The 21,692-nt window shown below is 58.6% G+C and carries 21 protein-coding genes; 7 read left to right on the top strand and 14 right to left on the bottom strand.

Annotated elements, in window-relative coordinates:
* The first annotated feature begins 32 nt into the window (after positions 1–32).
* Both Q1A20_RS02815 and Q1A20_RS02820 read left to right on the top strand, forming a co-directional pair.
* Entirely contained in the window at positions 33–977 is a 945-nt protein-coding gene (locus Q1A20_RS02815; protein ID WP_299915818.1) for a LysR family transcriptional regulator, read from the top strand.
* Positions 978–1,306: 329 nt separating this feature from the next.
* Entirely contained in the window at positions 1,307–2,575 is a 1,269-nt protein-coding gene (locus Q1A20_RS02820; RefSeq protein WP_299915820.1) for an MFS transporter, read from the top strand.
* Positions 2,576–2,766: 191 nt separating this feature from the next.
* On the opposite strand, the gene Q1A20_RS02825 is transcribed toward Q1A20_RS02820, so the two are convergent.
* Together Q1A20_RS02825 and Q1A20_RS02830 are read right to left on the bottom strand one after the other, a co-directional pair.
* The gene (locus Q1A20_RS02825; RefSeq protein ID WP_299915822.1) at positions 2,767–3,375 is read right to left on the bottom strand and encodes a ferric reductase-like transmembrane domain-containing protein; all 609 of its coding nucleotides are present in this window, start codon (positions 3,373–3,375) and stop codon (positions 2,767–2,769) included.
* A 9-nt stretch (positions 3,376–3,384) separates the two neighbouring features.
* On the bottom strand, positions 3,385–3,873 hold the full coding sequence (locus Q1A20_RS02830) for a twin-arginine translocation pathway signal (protein ID WP_299915824.1): 489 nt from the start codon (positions 3,871–3,873) through the stop codon (positions 3,385–3,387).
* A 231-nt stretch (positions 3,874–4,104) separates the two neighbouring features.
* Between Q1A20_RS02830 and Q1A20_RS02835 the strand changes: the two genes are divergently transcribed.
* The gene (locus tag Q1A20_RS02835) at positions 4,105–5,028 is read left to right on the top strand and encodes an SDR family NAD(P)-dependent oxidoreductase (protein WP_299915826.1); all 924 of its coding nucleotides are present in this window, start codon (positions 4,105–4,107) and stop codon (positions 5,026–5,028) included.
* Positions 5,029–5,165: 137 nt separating this feature from the next.
* Positions 5,166–5,330 carry a hypothetical protein gene (locus Q1A20_RS02840; RefSeq protein ID WP_299403777.1) on the top strand — a complete coding sequence of 55 codons (165 nt, stop codon included), beginning with the start codon at positions 5,166–5,168 and terminating at the stop codon, positions 5,328–5,330.
* A 50-nt stretch (positions 5,331–5,380) separates the two neighbouring features.
* Here Q1A20_RS02840 and Q1A20_RS02845 read toward each other — a convergent pair whose 3' ends face one another.
* The 7 genes from Q1A20_RS02845 to Q1A20_RS02875 form a co-directional block, all read right to left on the bottom strand.
* Positions 5,381–5,668, bottom strand: coding sequence for a hypothetical protein (locus Q1A20_RS02845; RefSeq protein WP_299915828.1), 288 nt, complete (start codon positions 5,666–5,668; stop codon positions 5,381–5,383).
* Positions 5,665–6,372 carry a fumarylacetoacetate hydrolase family protein gene (locus Q1A20_RS02850; RefSeq protein WP_299403772.1) on the bottom strand — a complete coding sequence of 236 codons (708 nt, stop codon included), beginning with the start codon at positions 6,370–6,372 and terminating at the stop codon, positions 5,665–5,667. The genes Q1A20_RS02845 and Q1A20_RS02850 overlap by 4 nt, the downstream gene beginning before the upstream one ends.
* Before the next feature lie 71 nt (positions 6,373–6,443).
* Positions 6,444–7,514 carry an Ldh family oxidoreductase gene (locus Q1A20_RS02855; RefSeq protein WP_299915831.1) on the bottom strand — a complete coding sequence of 357 codons (1,071 nt, stop codon included), beginning with the start codon at positions 7,512–7,514 and terminating at the stop codon, positions 6,444–6,446.
* On the bottom strand, positions 7,507–8,370 hold the full coding sequence (locus Q1A20_RS02860) for an ABC transporter permease (RefSeq protein ID WP_299403767.1): 864 nt from the start codon (positions 8,368–8,370) through the stop codon (positions 7,507–7,509). Before Q1A20_RS02860 ends, Q1A20_RS02855 begins: the two co-directional genes overlap by 8 nt.
* Positions 8,367–9,176, bottom strand: a complete 810-nt coding sequence (locus Q1A20_RS02865; protein WP_299915833.1) for an ABC transporter ATP-binding protein — start codon at positions 9,174–9,176, stop codon at positions 8,367–8,369. Before Q1A20_RS02865 ends, Q1A20_RS02860 begins: the two co-directional genes overlap by 4 nt.
* Positions 9,176–10,201, bottom strand: coding sequence for an ABC transporter substrate-binding protein (locus tag Q1A20_RS02870; RefSeq protein WP_299915835.1), 1,026 nt, complete (start codon positions 10,199–10,201; stop codon positions 9,176–9,178). The genes Q1A20_RS02865 and Q1A20_RS02870 overlap by 1 nt, the downstream gene beginning before the upstream one ends.
* A gap of 65 nt (positions 10,202–10,266) precedes the next feature.
* Positions 10,267–11,193 (bottom strand): fumarylacetoacetate hydrolase family protein, encoded by a 927-nt coding sequence (locus tag Q1A20_RS02875; RefSeq protein WP_299915837.1) that lies wholly within the window; start codon positions 11,191–11,193, stop codon positions 10,267–10,269.
* A gap of 183 nt (positions 11,194–11,376) precedes the next feature.
* Between Q1A20_RS02875 and Q1A20_RS02880 the strand changes: the two genes are divergently transcribed.
* Positions 11,377–12,045 carry a FadR/GntR family transcriptional regulator gene (locus Q1A20_RS02880; RefSeq protein WP_299403757.1) on the top strand — a complete coding sequence of 223 codons (669 nt, stop codon included), beginning with the start codon at positions 11,377–11,379 and terminating at the stop codon, positions 12,043–12,045.
* 62 nt (positions 12,046–12,107) lie between these two features.
* Here the strand turns inward: Q1A20_RS02880 and Q1A20_RS02885 are convergent, their stop codons facing one another.
* The 4 genes from Q1A20_RS02885 to Q1A20_RS02900 form a co-directional block, all read right to left on the bottom strand.
* On the bottom strand, positions 12,108–13,388 hold the full coding sequence (locus Q1A20_RS02885) for a TRAP transporter large permease (RefSeq protein ID WP_299403754.1): 1,281 nt from the start codon (positions 13,386–13,388) through the stop codon (positions 12,108–12,110).
* Positions 13,388–13,930 (bottom strand): TRAP transporter small permease, encoded by a 543-nt coding sequence (locus Q1A20_RS02890; RefSeq protein WP_299403751.1) that lies wholly within the window; start codon positions 13,928–13,930, stop codon positions 13,388–13,390. The genes Q1A20_RS02885 and Q1A20_RS02890 overlap by 1 nt, the downstream gene beginning before the upstream one ends.
* Positions 13,931–14,039: 109 nt before the next feature.
* A complete protein-coding gene (locus Q1A20_RS02895; RefSeq protein WP_299403749.1) occupies positions 14,040–15,020 on the bottom strand; it encodes a TRAP transporter substrate-binding protein in 981 nt (326 codons plus the stop codon).
* A gap of 34 nt (positions 15,021–15,054) precedes the next feature.
* The gene (locus Q1A20_RS02900) at positions 15,055–16,242 is read right to left on the bottom strand and encodes an aminotransferase class V-fold PLP-dependent enzyme (protein ID WP_299403746.1); all 1,188 of its coding nucleotides are present in this window, start codon (positions 16,240–16,242) and stop codon (positions 15,055–15,057) included.
* Between the two features lie 137 nt (positions 16,243–16,379).
* Here Q1A20_RS02900 and Q1A20_RS02905 point away from each other — a divergent pair, with 137 nt between their 5' ends.
* Entirely contained in the window at positions 16,380–19,253 is a 2,874-nt protein-coding gene (locus tag Q1A20_RS02905; RefSeq protein WP_299915840.1) for an FAD-binding oxidoreductase, read from the top strand.
* 9 nt (positions 19,254–19,262) lie between these two features.
* Entirely contained in the window at positions 19,263–19,931 is a 669-nt protein-coding gene (locus tag Q1A20_RS02910) for a GntR family transcriptional regulator (protein ID WP_299403741.1), read from the top strand.
* 331 nt (positions 19,932–20,262) lie between these two features.
* On the opposite strand, the gene Q1A20_RS02915 is transcribed toward Q1A20_RS02910, so the two are convergent.
* A complete protein-coding gene (locus Q1A20_RS02915) occupies positions 20,263–21,612 on the bottom strand; it encodes an arylsulfotransferase family protein (protein WP_299403738.1) in 1,350 nt (449 codons plus the stop codon).
* Positions 21,613–21,692: the final 80 nt, after the last annotated feature.

Consider the following 21,692-nt stretch of genomic DNA (forward strand, 5'->3'; position numbering starts at 1 on the left):
TTGTGCATAGTTGCATAATAGAGAAACCTTAGATGGCCAAACGCGCACTCATTCGAAGCCTTACCAATGTCGATATTCGGCTTGTGCGTATCTTCATCACAGTGACCGAATTCGGCGGCTTTGCAGCGTCTGAACTTGAGTTGAACATCGGGCGCTCGACCATTTCAAAGCACATTTCGGACCTGGAGCTGCGTGTCGGGCTGAAGCTGTGCAATCGCGGCCCATCCGGGTTTTCGCTGACGCCAGAAGGTGAACAGGTATTGGTTGCAGCGCGAAGGTTGCTTGCGTCCATCGAAGGGTTTCAATCAGAGATTGACAATATCCAAACCAATTTGACCGGCACCCTGAGGATCGGCCTGTTTGATCAGTCCACGACCAATCCGAATGCCCATATCCACAAAGCCATTCAAAAGTTTGACGATATTGCCCCTGATGTGGCTCTTGAAATCGCCCTCGATCCGCCCAGTTCCCTTGAGGCGCGTGTCACCGATGGCACCATGGATGTGGCGATCGTGCCCGTGCACCGCCAATCCACCCTGCTGACATATACCCCCCTCTATACCGAGCATATGACGCTTTATTGCGGTGAAGGGCATGCGCTTTTTGACACGCGAAACGACGTAACCGTCAGCGATCTGGCCCTCGCGGATCACAAATACGCAGGCTACGCGTTCAACTCTCCAAACATGAAGGCGGGCATGAACCTTGGCATCAAACGCGCCGCCCGGGTGCAAGAGGAAGAGGCGCTGTCCCTACTCATCCAATCCGGACGCTACCTGGGGTTTCTGGCGGATCACGTCGCCGAGACCTTCCTGCGCAAGGGTACCGTGCGTCCGATTGCACCTGCAGATACCGGCTATTCCAGCACCTTCGCTGCCATCACACGCAAGAAACCGGAACCTGATCGCAAGACAATGGAGTTCGTTGCCTGCCTCAAGGCGTTTCACGCGCAGGAGGCTGACGAACAAGGTCTCTAAAGCTTCGGCGGCAATGTTAGCGCGTATTGTGGACATTTTGACATCGCCTGCCCTTCATTGTCGGCAAAGAATGCCAAGGTTTGGCAGGTAAAACGCGCCGGACGTGGCTGCCAACGTTTATGTGCAGCAGCGCCTGGCCACCGCATGATCTTCGAGCGACCAAGGACAGCGAGAAGAATTTGAGCGGGGTGGCATTTAGCCCGCGCTCCCCATGGTCAAATTCCGGCTATCGCAAAAGTCGATCCCGACCAGAGTTTAAGGTTGACCTAAACCATACTTGAGGACCTAGGAACTGTTCATCACGATCAATTTTGACGTTAGGCATCTCCATGAGCAATCCTCCTCAATCCCACCAGCTTTCAAGGTTTATCGTCGCCAGCGGCATGACAAATCTCGCCGATGGGATTGCTGTCGTCGTATGGGCATGGATCGCGTCTCTGCTGAGCCGCGACCCTTTTCTGATCGCCCTCATGCCCGTCGCCCTCCGCCTGCCATGGTTTCTGTTTGCGTTACCGGCCGGGATCGTCACCGACAGAACAGACCGCCGTCGCCTGATCCTGGCGATGGACATGGTGCGGGCCATCGCCTTCACCACGGCAGCGCTGGTTGTCTGGATGTCGCAGCCGCTTGCACCGGTGACCGGGGACGGAACCGCAGAGCCAACCCTATTTGCCGCGTTGCTGGGGTGCGCCTTGCTGGTGGGCACCGCTGAGGTTTTCAGGGACAATGCCGCACAGACCATGCTGCCCGCGATTGTCCCGCACGACCAGCTTGAACGGGCCAATGGACGGCTGTGGAGTGTCGAACTGGTCGGCAACGCGCTCTTGGGGCCAGCGATCGGGGCCTTTCTCATTGGTTGGATCATCTGGCTGCCGTTTGCCCTGAATGCGGTCACTTTTGCGCTGGCCGTGGCGCTGATGCTCAGCTTGCAGGGGCCTTTCAAACCGCGGCGCAACGATACGCCCGATTGGCGAAAGGAGCTGGGGCAAGGACTGGCATTTCTGCGCGATGCCCCCCTGCTGCGGCTTCTTGCGGTCACGACAGGGGCGTGGAACCTCCTGCATCAGATGGTGGTGATCGCGCTGGTTCTGCATGTGCAGGAAAATCTTGGGCTCGCGGCCTGGGGGTTTGGTTTGATCCTCGCGGCCGGTGCCGTCGGAGGTATCCTGGGGGGTTTTGTCGCCGAGCGGGTCGTGCGCTGGATGGGTCCTGGGGCGGCGGCACAATGGATGACGCTGGCCTCGGCCGTGGCCTTTGCGGCCATCCCGCTGGCCCCGAACGGTTTCGTTTTGGCGCTGGTTCTGGCCGCGTTCGAGTTCACCGGGCTGATCTGGAACACCGTATCCGTGTCTTATCGCCAAAGGGCCATTCCCGATGAACTGCTTGGCCGCGTGAACAGCGTCTATCGACTTCTGGCTTGGGGCATGATGCCCATCGGGCTTCTCTTGTCCGGGGTTGTCGTCAATGCCGCCACTGTAATCATGGCCCGCGATCTTGCGCTTGCCATGCCGTTTATGGTCGCAGCGATTGGTGCTGCGCTTTTGACGCTCTTCGTCTGGCGACCTTTGGGACATGGCTTTGCCCTGGTTTCGAATTGATAGCATTGAGTGGTGGCAATTGGTTGGCGCGACATCGCAATTCTGGGTGAGGAAGCTGTCATCCTCAGCTCAACAGTTACAAGAGTTTTGACCGCTTTTCAGCGGAAATCGCCTTGGCGTCAGCGCACTGCGAGCATGCTCTAAAGTGAATTGCCTGTCTGAATTTGAAGATCCGCGACAACAGGTCCGGCTCAGCGCGATGTCTTCCGTGTCGCGAAAGCCCGGAGGCCAACCACCGTCCTGATGGTCGCTGCGAGGACCAGCGCGCAGAGCGCCGCCTTTGACACCGTTTCCATCGTGCCCTCAATCAGCATTGCATGGACCACGCTACCCAGCACGATCACAATCGCGAAGATCGTGTGAACGCGCCGCCAAGTGCGCACGTGCAGGCGTAACCGCCGACGGAAAGCGACCAAAAGCGCTGTTGCAAAGATCGTCCACATGGCGATGACGCCCCAGGCAGAGAATGGGGTGGGTGATACGAATAGCAGTGCGTCGATCACATCTGGCGGACTGGTGATCCAAAGCCCCGCGACATGTATGACCACAGCCATTAACAAGAAAGCGCCAACAAAGCGGTGGATTCGTCGTCCGATCTGTACCGTCAGGCCCGGCAAGTACCCACCCGCGAGCAAAGGTTGAACGAGCAAGAGAGACATCGCGACAACCCCGGCAAAGCCAGCCACGATGTAAACCGGATCGCGCCAAGCGAGCAGCGGGCTGGTGGCCGCCGCTGCGATGGGCACAGCAACGGCCATCGCGAGGGCTGCCCATTTCAAGGTAGCGCGCGCGAGGCTCATCCTGGTGGGTCAGGCCGACTGAAGGACGAAATGCGCCTCGAGAGTGGTCTCAGCTGCCTTTGACATGACGGGACGCAGGAATACTGTTTCGAAGTCGTCACTGTCATAGGCGAGATGCCCATGCGGTTGGCCAAATGCGGGGACAATTTGCGGCATCTCCAGGCGAAATTCGCCGTTTGCGTCGGTGAGCGTGGCACCATGGCTATGCGGGTCGCGCTCGTGACCTTCGGTGGTATGCGCCCAGATTTGAATGCGCTGACCGGCAAGCGGTGCGCCATCTCCGGCGCGGCGGACGGTTCCGGTCATCCAGAAGCCCCCACCCCCAATTTTATCGACAATCGGTGCGCCGGGCAGGTAGTTGTTGGCGCCGCCTCGCATCGAAGCCGTCGGGGCAAGACCCTGAGCCTGAGCCGGCACAATCAGGCCGGAAACGCCCGTTGCGACAGCGGCAGAGCCTGCTGCGAGGATGGTTCTACGGGTAGGACGCTTGGAAATCATCTGGATGCCTCCTGTCGAATCTCTCATTTCCATAGCTTGCTGGACAAAGCCAACGCGCGTTACGCGCAACTCTTTCTAAGAATTATAAATAGGGTATCTCCCGCGCATGACAAACCATAGCCACAGCTTCGTGATGTCATGCGCGACCCCTGGCCGAGGTTCGGCGTGTCCGGGTCGCCTGCCCCAAAGCTGTCATCCGTGCACCTGCTTTGAATTGACGGCCTTTTTGGCGTGAAACGAGACCAGACCGGTATTCGCAAAATACTTGATACCCTGGGATATTCATGTAGCGCTGTCGCATCACCATCAGCCTGGGACGGGGTACAAATGGGAACGCTTGCCGGCAAAACAGCCATCGTGACGGGCGCATCGGCACCACAAGGGATTGGTCGCGCGATTGCGTTAAGACTGGCGATGGACGGTGCTGACATCGTTGTGGCAGATATGGACGGCACGGTGGCAGTGGCAGGAAAGCCCCGTCTGAGGGCGGACCTGCTCAATGATCTCGTCACGGAGATCGCCCAAGGTCAAAGTCAGGCGATCTCAGTGCAGCTGGATGTCACGTGCCAAGACGACATAGAAGCCTGCGTCGCGCAGACCATTTCAGCGTTCGGCCGCATCGATATTCTTGTCAACAACGCGGGATCCCTTGCAGGATCGGCCAATTTTCTTTCGACGACGCCCGATCAATGGGAAACAAGCTTTCGCGTCAATCTGCTGGGTCCGATGATGATGGCACAGGCTGTTATTCCCCGGATGCAAGAGATTGGTGGTGGCCGGATCATCAATATCGGCTCAACAGGCAGTCTCGGCGCAGAGCCGGGATTTGGTGCCTATACTGCGATGAAACATGGTCTTGTTGGGTTATCGAAGACCCTGGCTGCCGAATTCGGAGGTGATGGCATTCTCTGCAATACTGTTTGTCCGGGGTACATTGCAACTGACATGCATTTGGCTGCCAACCATCGGCTGTCTGCTGAAAGCGGTAACTCTCTTGAGGAAACCAAGGCAAATCGCTATGCCAATGTCGCGCTACAGGATGCGGGTCTGCCAATCGATGTGGCACATGCTGTGGCCTATCTTGCGGGGCCGCAGGCAAACTATGTCACCGGGATCAACCTGCCCGTTACCGGCGGCGTATCCGTCGGACTCTAGCCTGTGAAATCCCGGGGGGGCGATCTCGAAGAGGCCAGTTTCAGTACCCTGGGTGGTCTGTTGCTTGACGATAATAGCCCAAATGCGGTTCCGCGAACATTCGACCGTGACGGGCGGCTTCTTTAAACGGGCCGTTCGTGGCTCGCAAAATAGATCAGCTGGTCCAATATAAGGCCACCACGCCTGCTCTTTTGGATGACGGCACACGGTTTATTCCCGGTGTTCTCAAGCACTTCATCATCGTGATCAAGACTGATGAGATCAGACGCCCCGAGGCCGGGAATGGCAGGCAACGTCGCTGACAAATGCGCAAACCCGGACTATTTACGCTCAGTTTCACTTGATGATGGGCCTAGTCCGGATCAATCGCGCTTTGGCGATAGCTCTCCGATTTGGGCAACCGGTTGGACGGCAGCGCTTTCAATGCGGCCAGCAGGTCAGCAGGCGCATCAATCCTCAGATCGACGTCTTTCAGCCCTTCCGTTCGCAGCACAACTAGAGCAGCAGATTGCAACGGATCGCGTTCGCTACAGGCCTTCTGACGGCCTTGGCGCGTGCTGACCTGTTTGGGATCATTGCGCTCGGCCCAGCCTCTTTCGCACGCCGCCGTGTGCGCATCCGACCTGAATGTCGATCTCAAGTAACAGTCACCACCAGATCTCCCACGCCCGCCACATGACCATGCAGGTTATCGCCACGCTGAACCGGACCGACACCTGCCGGGGTGCCGGTCAGGATCACATCGCCCGGCTGCAAGGTAAAGAGCGTCGATAGTATCGAAATCATCTCCGGTGTCTTCCAGATCATCTGGTTCAGATCGCCCGACTGCCGCAGCTCATCATTGATCTTGAGCCAGATGTCACCCGCATCGGGATGCCCCACTGCGGATACTGGCATGATTGGCCCGGCAGGCGCAGACATTTCAAAGGCTTTACCAATTTCCCAGGGCCGACCCATTTTCTTCATTTCACCCTGTAAATCCCGGCGCGTCATGTCGAGGGAAACGCCATACCCAAAGACGCAGTCCAGCGCGTTCTCGACAGGGATGTCTTCGCCACCGGATTTCAATGCAACCAGAAGCTCAATCTCATGGTGCACATCCTCGCTCGCCTTTGGATAGGGAAATGTGGTCGCATCCGGCACCAGATTGTCCGGGTTCTTCTGGAAGAAAAATGGGGGTTCCTTATCCGGGTCATGCCCCATCTCGACGGCATGCGCGGCGTAATTTCTGCCGACGCAATACACCCGATGAACGGGGAAACGATCAGTCGTTCCACTAATTGACAGCGCCGCCTGCTCGGGGGGCGAAAAAGCGTAAGCCACGGCTTGAGCTACAGAGTCCATATCATTGCCTTTCGATTTTCATGCATTTTTAAGAGAGGTACGTTGCGTCGCAACAGGAGGTGGGGCGTATTTCAAACCGTAAACGGATCCGGGACACCGACATCCTTGGCGAGGTGTTGAAGGTCGCGGCGCAGCGCCGGGTTCAGAGCCAGCCCTTCAGCGCGCCGCTTGGCAGCAGCGGCGGTTTTGCCATCACCCGGCAGGCGGACGGGATCGTGACCCGGAAGCGGCGCTGATGCGCGCATCTCGCTGAAAACACGGGCCGCCGCTGCGGCAAAAGCATCGCGGCCAAGGCCAAAGGCTGCCACATCCAATGCCATCACGAATTGCCCTGTGTTGGTTTCACTGGTCGTATCGGAAGTAAACTCAACCACATCCGATCCGAAAGCGGCCCCATTCAGCACGCCCGCCAGCAGGCCAATTGCCACCGACAGGCCGAAGCCCTTGGCACCGCCGATGGGCAGCAGGAACCCCTCAGACCGTTTGGCGGGGTCGGTCAGTGGTGCGCCATCCCGGCCCACCATCCAACCCTCTGGCATGAGTTCTCCGCGCTGCGCAAGCACTTTGATTTTGCCCATGGCAGCAACGGTTGTGGCCATATCGAGGACAAAGGGGTCGGCGTCGGCACTGGGCGCAGAAATGGCAAACGGATTGGTGCCAAGCAACAGGTCCGATCCGCCGAAGGGTGGCACATGATTGGCGCTGCCCACCGCAGACGCCATGCCGATCATGCAGGCATCAGCCTGCGGGCGGACATAGAGCGCGAGGGGCCCCGCGTGATTGCCGCGGCGCACGCCGACCCACCCAATCCCAGCTTCCTTGGCTTTCTGCATGGCCAGATCACGCGCTGCGGATAGGGCCAAATGGCCAAGCCCGTTGTCGCCGTCGATCAACGCCGTCGCGGCTGTTTCTGTGGCCACGCTGATTTGTGCCTTGGGATTGCAGCCGCCGTCGCGCAGCCGTGCCAGATATTGCCGCAGCCGGAACACCCCATGGGTGCCATAACCGTAGACATCCGCCTCAACCATCAGGGCGGCGACCGTGTTGGCGTCCTTCGATGGCACATCTTGGGTCGTCAGGGCCTTCGCAACGAAATCGCGGAGGTTTGAAACCGGTATATTTGGCTCTGTCAGATCAGCCATCGAACCGTGCACCGACGCTGTCACGTTGCCAGAAAACGATCTTGCGCTGTGCAAACGTTACGAGTGCATAAAGCGCGAGACCAAGAAGGCTGAGATACAGAATGAGTGAGAAGACGCGCGGCGTGTTCAGCTGCGAAGCCGCGACCCGGATCAATTCGCCGAACCCTTTACCGCCGCCGAGAAATTCAGCCGTGATCGCGCCCGCCATCACACCGACCGCGCCGATTTTGAGGCCGGTAAAGACCTGGGGCAACGCCATCGGCAGCTTCATCTTGATCAGCGTTTGGACACGACTGGCGCCCATGGTCTTGAAAAGCATGCGTGAGTTTTCATCCGCGGCGTGAAGGCCTGCTGCGGTCCCGACGACAATCGGGAAGGTGGCGATAAAGGCAGCCAGCGCAACCTTCGATTCAATCCCAAAGCCCAGCCAGGCAACAAAGAGCGGCGCAAACGCCACTTTGGGCATGGTATCAAGGGCGACGAGATAGGGCATGATCGCCCGCTCGCCAAACGCGGTTTCCCCGACCAGAATACCAAGCGAAAACCCCAGAAACATCGCCAGGGCAAAGCCGTAGATCACCTCCTTGGTCGTGATCCAGAGCGCGGGCAGCATGTACTGCCCGGTCAACAGGTTCTTGCCGACAAAAACCATGTCATTGAAGGTTTCCAGAGGCGTCGGCAGCACGATGCTGGACACAAGATCTAGGCTGGTGGCGAGTTGCCACAACGCGACAAAGACCACGAAAACGAAGGTCATCAATATCCCGCGTGGAATGCGGTCCAGGAGGGGCACCTCCTCTACCCAGACGGTATCTTCCTCCGCCTGGTCACGATCGCTTGCGCTCACATCGGTCATAGGTCTTCTCCCTTGTCCAAAAGGCTGCGGATGTAATCCACCAACTCGCCAAACTTCGGGGTTGTCATCATATCCAGCGTCCTCGGACGCGGCAGATCGATATCGACAATCTCGGCAAGACGCCCCGGCCGGGGCTTCATGACAAAGACCTGATCCGACAAGATCACCGCCTCCTGAATAGAGTGGGTCACGAGAAACGCCGTGGCATGCTGTTCATTGCAAATGCGCTGGAGCTCCATGTTCATGGTGTCGCGTGACAGCTCGTCCAGCGCGCTGAAGGGCTCGTCCAGCAACAGCACGGCTGGCTCGGTGATCAGCATTCGGCAGATGGACGCCCGCTGTGCCATCCCACCGGACAATTCGTTCGGGAAAACGTCTTCGAAGCCCTTCAGCCCGACGATCTCCAACAACTCACGCGCCTTTTTCTTTGCCTTTTCGGCAGCAGCACGCCCGTCCCGGATTTCGATGGGCAGGACAATGTTTTCAAGCGTTGTGCGCCAGGGAAAGAGCGTGGCCTGCTGGAACATCATGCCAATGTCGCGACGTGGGCCGGTGACAGGCTTGTTCCGCAGGACCACGCGCCCGCGCGTCGGCGGAATCAACCCTGCCATGATCTTCAGGAGCGTGGATTTTCCGCAGCCACTTGAGCCGATGACCGATGAAAAGCTGCCCTTGCGCAGGGTGATGCTCACATCTTCAAGGGCGATGACCTGATTGCGCGCATAGGTCTTGTGCACGTTGGTCAATTCATAGATGGCTTCGCCGGAGACCGGCGGGACATCTATACGGGCTGCGGAAGCACTCATCAGTTCAGCGCCTCGTTCGCTTTGGCACTGAATTCATTGGTAAAGGCCGCAGACAGATCATCGAGCGGGGCCGCGATTTCACCACCGGCAACCAAGCTGGCCTGCCATTCTTCCCAGACTTCGGCCGGCAGATATCCAAGACCTTTTGACATATCCACAGGGATGGTTTTCGACCGGACCGCGTCGAAAAGAGCGGACTGGAATTCGGCGTCTTCGCCCTCTTGCGGATTGCCGTCCTTCAGATGCGCCAGTACTGCCTCACGATTGGCATCATCCAAGGCGAAAGCATGACCTTTCGCAAATGCCCGGATGAACTTTTCGACCAGTTCCGGCTCATTTCGGATGGTGTCGCCCATGGTGGCAATACCGTTGCCGAAGAACCGCGCGAATTCAGGCGGGGTAATGTCCCGCACGGCCATGCCGCGCTGGTTCAGGATCGCCGCATCCGCTGTCGAAGACGAATAGGCATCCATCTCGCCACTGTTGAAGGCGACCGTCGCAGGCCCACCGTCGCCGACCGTAAGGAATTCAAAATCCTCGCCGGCAATCATGCCTTGGCCGGCCATGACATTGCGTGCAAAACCAACCTCGGCGCCATCGGCTGTGCCGGTGCCGATGACCTTGCCCTTAAGTTCCGCAGGGCTCTGGATTTCGCTATCTTCCCGGACGACGATGCCAAAGTTGCTGCGGGCGGCAACGTTATAGATGAAAACCGCGTCGACGTCGCGCGAGCGCGCTGCAATGACCGGGCCAGGGCCTGGCCGACCGAAATGCGCCTGGCCAGCGGAAAGCGCCTGCAGCACGGCGCCTGATCCGTTGATCGCTTCCACCGTGACGTTGAGCCCCTCCTCGGCAAAATAGCCTTCACCGATGGCCACAAACACCGGGAAAGAGTTGATGGCCGAGGGGCTGGGCTGCACAAAGGTGATATCGCGCATGTCCTGAGCGACGGCCTGATTTGCGACAATACCGGCGAGCGGCAAAGCGGCGATCAGGCCCGCTGTGATTAATCTTCTGGTAATCATGAATTTTCTCCTCCGTTTTGATTTTGGTTATGTGCCGCACCTCTGACGGGTGCGTTTGAGCCCGATTATGCCAAGCGGACCGTATTCTTGAGCTGTCCGATTTTCGGGATGTCGCAGACGACGGTATCGCCCGCCTTCAGAAATTGCGGTGGGTCCATGGCATAACCCACGCCCGACGGTGTGCCCGTTGCAAGGATGTCGCCCGGCTCCAGCGTCAGACCTTCCGACAGCGAGGCAATCAGCGTCGGGATGTCGAAAATCATATCGCGGGTCTGGCCGTCCTGACGCATGTCACCGTTGACGGTCAGACGGATGGCAATGTTGTGGGGGTCTTCGATCTCATCCGCGGTCACGATCCACGGACCGATGGGGCACGACCCGTCCAGACCTTTCCCTTTGAAATACTGCCCCCCATGCCGCCTCTGGACGTCGCGCGCCGTGATGTCGTTGAGGATCGTGTATCCAAAGACGTGATCGTAAGCGCTTTCCTTCGGAATGTTCCGCCCGGCCTTGCCAATCACCACGGCCAATTCGACCTCGTAGTCGATGGCCTCGGAGACGGAGGGAAAGAGCAGCACGTCACCTTCGTGCCCGACCACTGCCGTTGCGGGTTTCGTAAAATACACCGGGTGATCCGTGACGCCGATCTTGGTGTTCTGCGCGCGCTCGCCTTCTGCGATGTGTTCCGCATAATTGCGCCCCACGCAAAAGACGTTTTTGCGGGGGTGGGGAATGGGGGCGAGAAATGACCCGCGCGGATCAAAGGTGGCATCTGCATACCCGCCGCCGTTGGCCTCTGTTGTGATCTCTTGCAGAGCGGGCAACGCCTCCGAACTTCTATCGACAATCGCCTGGATGGTGCCCGCGCGCAGGATCTCGCCAGCGACACCGGGGAGGTTCTTTGCCGCCTTTGCGATGTTCAATGCTGCCTCATTGTTCAGCAGCGTAACCGCCAATGGGCCGTCCGCTGTCGAAACAGTTGCAAGTCTCATCCGATCCTCCCCCCTTAGTGACCAATGACTGTCCTGGAAACATGCGGGCTGGCTGTTGCGATGGGCTCCGCCAAAACGCTGCGCCAGTGCCGATTTTCTCAGCCGGACAGATATCGTTACTTTCAATAAGAGCTTAGGTTGACTACATTTCAATCAACCAATTCAGTGATTGGGTGAAAGATTGTGTCTGAAACAAACGCGCTCGTGGACCAATTGCGCAAGATGATCGTTGCCCAGAAATACGGGCTCAGCGACCGCTTGCCCGCCGAGCGAGAGCTTTGCCAGGCCTTCGACGTGACGCGTCATCAGATGCGTACGGCACTGGCATCACTGGAGAAAAACGGGTTGATCTGGCGCCATGTCGGGCGGGGGACATTCGTTGGGCCGCGTCCCGTTTTGAACCTCGAAGAGGTCGCATATCTGAGTGAATTGGTGTCCGCCGAACAGATCGTAACCGTTCGCCATTCCATTGAACCTGAATTGGCCCGGCTGGCGGCGGAAAACGCAAACAAGTCAGATCTGGTGCGGATCAGAGACTGCGCCACCGGTTGCACGCAAGCCGCCGATTGGCGCGGCTATGAAGCATGGGACACGAACCTGCACCTTGCAATCGCACGCGCGGCGCACAACAAACTTTATCTCTATTTCTTTGAAACGCTGAATGTGGTTCGGCGTGGCATGGTCTGGAAGCAAACCCGAACGACCCGCGGCCCGGCGCAAGACTATTGCAGCTTTGAGCAGCACGAGAGCATCGTCGCCGCCATCGAAACGGGCGATGCGCGGCGCGCCAAAAAGGCCATGTCAGCACATCTGAAATCCGTCTATGCGCGGGTCTTCCCCGAGATGCGGTAACGCGCGCAATGCCGTCTGACCGGGCTATGGCCCGCATCTGGAAAACGCACAGCCCAGCGACGTCAGTTGTAGAAATAATCTACCAGGAACAGCGGGATAGACGGAATGTAGGTGCACATGAGAAGCACAGTCAGCAGCACTGCGATGAAGTAGATATTAACCTTCGTCACATCCCAGATATTGGCGCGCGCCACAGCACAGGCGGTGATGAGCACACTGGCCACGGGCGGTGTCTGCTGACCGATGGCGAGGTTGAGCGTGACCACGAGGCCGAAGTGGATCGGATTGATCCCCACGGCGTCGATCAGCGGAATGACGATGGGCACGACAAGGATGATGGCCGCGGCGGAATGCAGAAAGAAGCCGATCACCAGAAAGAAGAAGTTCAGGATCAGCAGGATCAGCCATTTGTTTTCCGTGATGCTGAGGATACCCGCCGCCAATTCCTGCGGGTATTGCGCACGTGTCAGAAAGCCCCCCATGACCACGGAGGCAGCGACCAACAACATGACCACAGCCGTCTGCATGCCCCCGTCCAGCATGGACCGTTGCAGGTGCCTGAGATCCACCTGCCGGTACCACAGGCTGATTGCAATCGCAGCAAGCACGGCCAGCCCTGCGGCTTCTGTGGCGGTGACGTAGCCGCCGAAAATTCCGCCCAGAATGATGACCGGCAGCGCGAAGGTGGGCAGCGCGTCGACAAAAGCCACCCATAGTTTACGGCCGGAGAACGCCTCCTCCCGGGGCAGATCGTAGCGGCAGGCGAAGTAGTAGGCGACGCCCATGAGACCCGCCGCGCCCATCAAGCCGGGCACGATACCGGCGACAAAGAGCTGCTCCACCGACACGTTGGCCGAGGTCGCATAGAGGATCATCGGGATCGAGGGTGGGATGATGATCGCGAGCGAGGCCGAAGAGGATGTGACGGCAGCCGAAAAGGCACCGGAATATCCGCGTTTCTTCATCTGCGGGATCATCACGGAGCCCATCGCCGCCACATCCGCCACGGCTGAGCCAGAGATTTCCGCGAAGAACAGCGAGACGCCAATGTTCACATGCGCAAGGCCACCGCGAATGAACCCGATGAGTGCCGCAACGAAATTGATCAGGCGGTCGGTGATGCCGCCTGCGTTCATGATCGCACCGGCCAAGACAAACATGGGAATGGCGATCAGTGAAAACTTGGTTGCCCCGCTGTACATATCCAGCGCCACATTCACGAGCGATCCGGTGCCTTCCAAAGCAACGAGACCGCCGATCGCGGACACGGCCAACGCCACACCAATCGGCACGTTCAGACAGATCATCGCCACCATTGCGATGAAGATCGCCAGCATCAGCATCAGGTGTTCCCCGCTTTCTTCATTTCGGCTTCGACCTCTTCCTCGATCTCGGCATGTTCGAGGGAGACGCCGCGCGCAGTGTTGCGCCAATAGTCCGGCAGGCTGAGCGCCTGACAGATCAGGAACAAGACGGCGCCGACGGGGATAACCGATTGGGTGAAACTGACGGGCACCCAGGTCAGGGAAACCAGCGACATGCCCCCGAGGATGGTCATCACGACATACCCGGCCCAGGCCAGCAGAATGAAGAATCCGGCGGTGATCGCTTCGGCCAAGGCAACCGCCCACATCCGCGTCGGCATCGGGATCGACAGCAGCACGCTGTCAAAGCCGATATGGCGGCGGCGCAGCGCGGCCAGCGCAGAACCGTAGTAGGTTATCCAGGCCAGCAGGATTGCCGCGACTTCATCGTACCAGGCGAGGCTGGAGCCCAGCAGCCGGTAGATCACCGCCACGACGACAATCACCGTCAGGATGACCATCAGAAAAATGACGAAGTATTCGAGGACCACCTCGAAGAACCTGCGCAGTGAATTGAGCATAACCTTGTCCCTGCCGGGTGTCGCGCCCGATGATCTACAAAATGGCTGTTTTGGGTCGTCTGGCCAAAGGTCGGCAGAAGGCCAATGGCGGCCTTCTGCTCTGTTCAGGTCAGGACCCCGAAGCGAGCTTCTGGATGCGTTCGATCAGGTCTGCGCCCCCCTCAACGGTGCTGGCGAACTCGTCATAGATGGCCGCCGAGGCCTCGATGAACGCCTGATTATCCGCCTCATTGACCGCGACACCTGCGTCTTTGATCACCTGCAACAGCTCGGTTTCAAGCTTGGCCGCATGCTCATAAACGAAATCCTGGGTTTCAGCACCGCAGGCCTCAAGTTCCGCGCGCACATCTTCCGGCAGACGCTGCCACTGGTTCTCGGCCACCAGCACATATCCCGGCGTGTAAACATGACCCGTGATCGACAGATATTCCTGCACTTCCTGGAACTTGGCGGAGGCGATCTGAGCGTAAGGGTTTTCCTGCCCGTCGATGACTTTGGTCTGCAGCGCTGTAAACACTTCAGAGAAGGCCATCGGCGTCGGGTTGGCGCCGTAAAGCTGGAACATCTTCACGCGCCATTCCCCATTGGGCGTCCGCAGCTTGATGCCCTGCAGGTCCTCGGGTGTGTTGATCGGGCGCGTGTTGTTCGTGATGTGGCGGAAACCATTCTCGAAATAACCGATGATCCGATATCCCTCGCGCAGCGCCGCGTCCTGAAAGACGTCACCCAGCTCTGCCTGAATGCGCCGCATATGGTCGCGATCCTGCACGATATAGGGCATCTCAAAGACACCGAACTCAGGCGCCACGGATGACATGACGGACGACGGCAGTGAGAAGTCCACCTGGCCCAGCTTCAGCTTTTGTAGCAGTTCCCGGTCCTTGCCAAGCTGGCTTGCGCCAAAGGTCTGGACCTCCGCCTTCTCTCCCAGCTTGCCATTGGCACATTCGGCAAAAGCATCCGCCGACGCTTCAAACAGCGATCCGGGGTTGCCGACATGACCAAATCGCAGGGTCAAATCTGCCGCGCTGGCGGCGAGCGGCATCGCAATTGCCGCAACACTCGCAAGAATGGTTGCTCTCAATTTCATGGTTCTTCCTCCCTTTGATGCCCCGTTCCGGGGGCTATTCAGCGGCGACCCGCTCGTCTGTTGTCTCCTTGAGATAGTCCATCGCCGATTGCACGCCGCCCGATTGGTGAGGGACACCGGCTTTGGCAAACCCCATCTCCACACCGCTGAGCGTGGCCATCAGCATCAGATCGTTGAAATCGCCCAAATGACCGATGCGAAAGACCTTGTCGGCGACTTTCGACAGCCCATTGCCCAGCGAGATGTCATAATGCTTGAGCGTGGTGGCACGGAAAGCATCCGCGGAATGCCCTTCCGGCATCATGACCGCGGTCAGCACACCGGATTCCTCGCCCTGCCGGGCGCACAAGACCTCAAGCCCCCAGGCGCGAACCGCCGCCCGCGTCGCAGCACCATGGCGGGCGTGACGGGCAAAGACACTGTCGAAGCCCTCCTCATGCAGCATGTCAATCGCCTCGTTCAGGCCGTAGAGCAGATTGGTGCCGGGGGTGTACGGGAAATACCCGGTTTGGTTCGGCGCAACCATGTCTTGCCAGTCCCAATAGCTGCGCGGCATCGTCACGGATTTCGAATGCTCCAGAGCCTTTTCGCTCACCGCGTTGAAACTCAGGCCGGGCGGCAGCATCAGCCCCTTCTGAGACCCCGACACACAGACATCCACGCCCCAAGCGTCAAAGCGGAAATCAATCGATGCCAGGCCAGAGATCGAATCGACCATCAAGAGGGCGGGATGCCCGGCGGCATCGATGGCCTTGCGCACTTCCGCGATGGGTGACACCGATCCGGTAGAGGTTTCGTTGTGCACCACGCAGACGGCCTTGATCTCATGCGTCACGTCTTCCCGCAGGTGCTTTTCGATCCGATCAGGTTCTGCTCCGCCGCGCCAATCCCCTTCCAGTAATTCAGGCTCCAGCCCGATCTTGCCCGCCATTTTGTTCCACATGGCCGCAAAATGCCCGGTCTCAAACATCAAGACCTTGTCGCCAGGCGACAGCGTGTTGACCAAAGCGGCCTCCCATGCGCCGGTGCCGGAAGACGGAAAGATGAAGACGTGCTGCTCGGTTTTGAAGATGGATTTCATGCCGTCGAGGGCTTTCTTGCCCACCTCGGCGAAATCCGGACCACGATGATCGATGGTCTGCTGGCCAATCGCTTTGAGGATGCGGTCGGGCACCGCGCTGGGACCCGGGATTTGCAAGAAATGTCTGCCAGCCTGACGCATTGAAAACTCCTCCGGCGTGCGCCTCGGCACGGGCGCATTTACTAGTTGCTAAAGCGTAATTATGAATTCATAATTCAGTCAACACTAAAGTTTGCGTTAATAGACCTACGCAAAAACGCGAGGAGAAGTCGTCGCTCATGCGTGAGAATGCCCGTCTTTTCAACAAGCTGACCGGCGCTGTTGAAGGTCAGGTCATGTCTGACCCCGCCTCCCGCGGGCGCTATGCGACTGATGCCTCGATCTACCAGATGATTCCCGAAGCCGTGGTCATCCCCCGGTCAAAGGACGATATTCAGGCGGCAATGAGCGTCGCGCGCGAAGAAGAAGTGCCGATCCTGCCGCGCGGCGGCGGCACCTCACAATGCGGGCAAACTGTGAACCGTGCCGTGGTGCTCGACAACACCCGACACCTGAACCGAATTCTGGATATTGATACGGACACGCTTCGGGCACGGGTGGAGCCGGGGCTGGTGCTGGATGAGCTGAACCGCGCGCTCAAACCGCATGGATTGTGGTTTCCGGTCGACCCCTCCACGGCCTCACGCTGCACTTTGGGGGGCATGGCCGCAAACAACTCCTCCGGCGGAAAATCGTTGCGCTACGGCATCATGCGCGACAACGTCCGAGCGATCACCGGCATCCTCCCCGACGGCACCGAAGCAAATTTCAACGGGTCCGAACCTGCCCCCGGACCCTATGCCGATCTGGTGGCGGACATGCGCACCCTGGGACATCGCGAGGCAGATGAAATCGACGCGCGTTTTCCCAAGGTGCAGCGCCGCGTCGGCGGCTATAACATCGACGCGCTGACCGGCAATGAAGTGAACATGGCGCATCTGCTTGTGGGCTCCGAGGGCACGCTCGCCTATTTCACGGAACTGGAGCTGAGCCTCGCGCATCTACCCGGCGAAAAGGTGACGGGGGTCTGCCATTTCCCAACCTTCTATACCGCGATGGAGGCCGCACAGCATCTGGTGACCCTAAATCCACAAGCGGTTGAGCTCATCGACGACACGATGATCGCACTGGGGCGTGACATCCCGCTCTTTCGCAAAACGATTGAAGCCTTTGTGGAAGGCGCGCCCGAGGCGCTTTTGCTCGTCGAGTTCGCCGAAGGCAGCGCCGAGACCAATGCCGCCAAGCTGGCGGAACTGGCGGAGATGATGGGCAATCTTGGCTACACCTTCAGCGGGCATAAAGACAGATGGGGGGGTGTTGTGCCGATCACGGACAACGCCTTGCAGAGCGCCATCGCGGAATATCGGAAATCGGGATTGAACGTGATGATGTCCATGAAGGAGGCGGGCAAACCCATTTCCTTCGTCGAAGATTGCGCGGTTGCACTACCTGATCTGCCGGAATACACGCGCGGGCTCACCGAAATTTTCGCGCGCCACGGCACCAAAGGGACCTGGTACGCCCATGCTTCGGTCGGCTGCCTGCATGTGCGCCCCGTGCTGAACATGCGTCAGGACCAGGATGTCAAAACGATGCGGTCGATCGCCGAAGAGGCTTTCGATCTGGTGAAACGCTACAAGGGGTCTCATTCGGGCGAGCATGGCGACGGGATCGTCCGATCCGAGTTTCATGAAAAGATGTTTGGGCCACGTATCGTAAATGCCTTTGAAGAGGTGAAATCCCGCTTTGATCCGGGCGGCCTGATGAACCCCGGCAAGATCGTGCATGCCCCGGCAATGGATGACCGGCGCGTGTTCCGCTATGGCCCGGGGTATGACGTGCCGGAATTCGAGACCGCGCTGGACTGGTCGGCCTGGCCCGGTGCCGCAGGGGGATTTCAGGGCGCGGTCGAGATGTGCAACAACAACGGCGCGTGCCGCAAGCTCAAGGGGGGCGTCATGTGCCCATCCTTCCGGGCCACCCGAAACGAGCGCGACACGACGCGAGGGCGGGCCAATACGCTGCGGTTTGCGATCTCCGGCCAAATGCCGGGTGGGCTGACGTCCGACGCCATGGCGGACACGATGAAATATTGTGTGTCCTGCAAGGGCTGCCGCCGCGAATGCCCCACGGGCGTCGATATGGCCCGCATGAAGATCGAAGTGCTCGCCGCCCAGCGCCAGAAAAACGGACTGACGGTTGCTGACAAGTTGGTCGGGCACCTGCCCCGCTATGCGCCCTACGCGGCCAAAGTCGCGTTTCTGATGAACCTGCGCAACAAGATCGGCCCTCTGCGCAGACTGACCGAAGGCCTGACCGGCATTTCTCACCGCCGCACCCTGCCCGTCTGGTCGATCAATCCATTCCGCGACGCTGAGGCACAGGACGAGGCACCCGACGTTCTGCTCTTTGCCGATGTCTTCAACCGCTACTTCGAGCCTGAGAACCTGCGCGCCGCTCTACGGGTTTTGCGCGCCGCCGGAATGCGCGTTGCCGTCGCACAGGATGGATCGGGCCGTGCGCTGGATTGCGGGCGAACGCGGCTTGCGGTGGGGGCTGTGGATGCGGCACGGGCAGAGGCGCAGCGTGTCATCGCCGCCACCCGGAACGCCGTTGCCCGCGGGGTCAAGGTGGTGGGTCTGGAGCCCTCCTCGATCCTAACCCTGCGCGATGAATTTCTTGCACTCTGTCCCGGCCAAGAGGCTGACGCATTGGCCGAAGCCACCTGCACCTTCGAAGAGTTTCTGATGCAGCACACCGAACTGCCGCTCAAGCCACTTGGCCGCCCGATCTACGTACATGGCCATTGCCACCAAAAGGCGCATGACGCGGTATCGCCCATGCTCGCGCTGCTGGGCCGCATTCCGGACGCCCAGGTGCATATGATCGAATCGAGCTGCTGCGGCATGGCCGGGGCGTTTGGATACGCGCCGGATACAATTGACGTGTCCCTCAAGATGGCGCAACTTGACCTTTTCCCGGCACTTGATGCTGTGCCGGCGGAGGCGCTGATTGTGGCGGACGGCACATCTTGCCGTCATCAGATTGCGGACGGGACCCCCAGGCGCGCGCATCACGTGGCGCACGTATTGGACAGAGTTCTGGCCGGGTAGGAGGACGATATGAATCTGACCAGCAGCATCAAACGCGCCACCTTACATGAAGAATTGGTGGAACGGCTGCGCAATCTCGTCATCGAGGATGTTCTGAAGCCTGATGAAAAGGTGCCGGAAAAGGAGCTGTGCGAAACCTTTGGTGTGTCGCGGACACCGTTACGCGAAGCGCTCAAGGTGCTGGCCTCGGAAGGGCTGGTCGTGCTTCTGCCCAACCGCGGCGCGCGCATTGCCCGGGTCACGCGTGAAGAGCTGGAAAACACCTTTCCAGTGATTGCGGTGCTTGAGCAATTGGCGGGTGAACTGGCTTGTGAACGTTTGGATGACGACGGCATCGCAAGCATCGAAAAGCGCCATAACGCGATGGTCCGAGCCTATGAGGCAAGGGATCGAACGGCGTATTTTCAGGCCAATCAGGACATTCACAATGCTCTGATCGAAGGGGCCGAGAACGATGTTCTAAAAGCGCATCACCGCAGGCTCGCCGCCCGTGTCAGCCGAACCCGGTTCATGGTCAACCTCTCTGACGAACGCTGGGCCGAAGCAATCGACGAGCACAACCAGATGATGGATCGGCTGCGCAATCGCGACGCACCCCGGCTCGGACAGCTTATGAAGACGCATATGATGAATAAGTTCACGGCCCATCTAAAAGCGCTTGGCTGCGACCCCGAGTAGGGACCGAACTGCCCTCAAAGGCATTGCAATTACCCTCTTACATGATCCCGAATAGGTGTTTCGTTTCTCCAGATAACCTCCGCACTTTAACCCGCCTGACAAAGCATTGCGACGGGCCTCTAAGCGAAACACCGCAAGTTCTGAGCAATGAAACTGAGCACTTCTGAACGCCTATAGAAAGGGTGGCGGTTCCAGCAGCACCCGGCATTATGATCTCATTGAAGATGTCAGGTGATTTTCCGCCGCGTTTGCGCGAAGCAAAGGGCAGCGAGCTTGCAACTTTGCACCACCTTTTGGCTGGTTGAGCTAGAAAAGCGATCTGTCGGGCAGGTCAGCACTTGGTCGCGGCCAAAGCCTCAACCGCGACATCGCCAACGGCCTTGGGTAAGTAACGCGACCAGTTCATTACCCACAAACGATCACTCTCTGACCGGTTCAAAAACACCCAATCCGGTGCACCATCCTCACCAAACTTGATCAACCGGCCCCGGGAGGTTTCTTCCACCATGCGTCCAGACCCTGCGATCGCATCCGAAAGACCCTGATTAAACGTCCGAATGTCCATCGAACTCATTTCATCCAGAAAGAATTGCTCCGCTTTCTTGCCGGGCAAATCGAAACGCAGGAGCTCGTTCAAGCCCAGGACAAACGGCTTGCCATCCGCATCCGTCTTGCGTCGGTTGTCATAGACGGAGATGCTGTCAGGGCCCAGCGGGTCGACATCGTGCTGGTGCATCATCAGGTCCTGCGAATACCAGATAATCTCGTCGGTTGCCGGTCGGAACAATAGGACCATATTCAAATGTCCCAGGCTCAGAAACACGTCTCCGCGCTTTGCGATCTCTCCGTCTGCGCGAACCGGTTCGATGTCATTCAGGTGGATGGGATCCTGCACGGTAAAGTCATAGTCGTAAATCAGATTGATGAGGTCCGCATCAATCAGCATTTGCAGCACGGATTTGGCGTAGAGCACCTCTCCCTCTGGTGAGACCTTCACGATGTGATCATCGTATGTTTTCTCGTTCCAGCCATAGCCTTCGATTTCCGGCGACACGGTGCCCGGCGTCCAGATGTCACCTTCGGGTGAAATTTCGACGCTGTGGTGAAAGCCAAACTCGGCATTCGTCCAGATCGGTTTGCTGCAAGCATCGACCCGGTAAAGGCCCGAATAATGTGAGTGGACGACGAGCGAGCCGTCCGACATCAGCTGCGGGTGCACTGTCCGTAGGAGGTGGGACTTGCGCGGCTTCGGGGACACCGCAAAGCGATTTTCCGACGCAAATGCGAATTCCTCAGGCTGGTCGAATTTCCACACATGGATGGGATCGCTCTCACCCTCGCGATAAAGCTCCACAATGCTCCAGCGAATATCGCCGTCATACCGGCTGACAAGGACATATTGCGGCGCTTCCGGTTCACGAAAGAAAGTGAACCCGCCCGCTTCATCAAAATTCGCCCGCACTTCGTGATCATCGAGTTTCAGGTCACCGCTGAGGATCTTTTGGGCTGTTTTCGGTGCCGATACGATCAGCACAGCGGCGGAAGACGCCGACCCGAAGTGCTCTCCACCGGACAAACGGTTGTAGACCAACCAGCCAAACACCCACGTCAAGAGCAGCATCAAAAGAACTGCCCCCAACAGGATACGCAATTCAACCTTCTTGGCGAGCCATCGTTCCACAGAAACCACCCCTACTCGTGCACCATCCCAAGGACATGTTAAAGAAACATAACACTAAGGGAACCCCTCAATATTTTTGG

This window comes from uncultured Roseobacter sp., from assembly GCF_947501835.1.
Classification (GTDB): Bacteria; Pseudomonadota; Alphaproteobacteria; order Rhodobacterales; family Rhodobacteraceae; genus Roseobacter.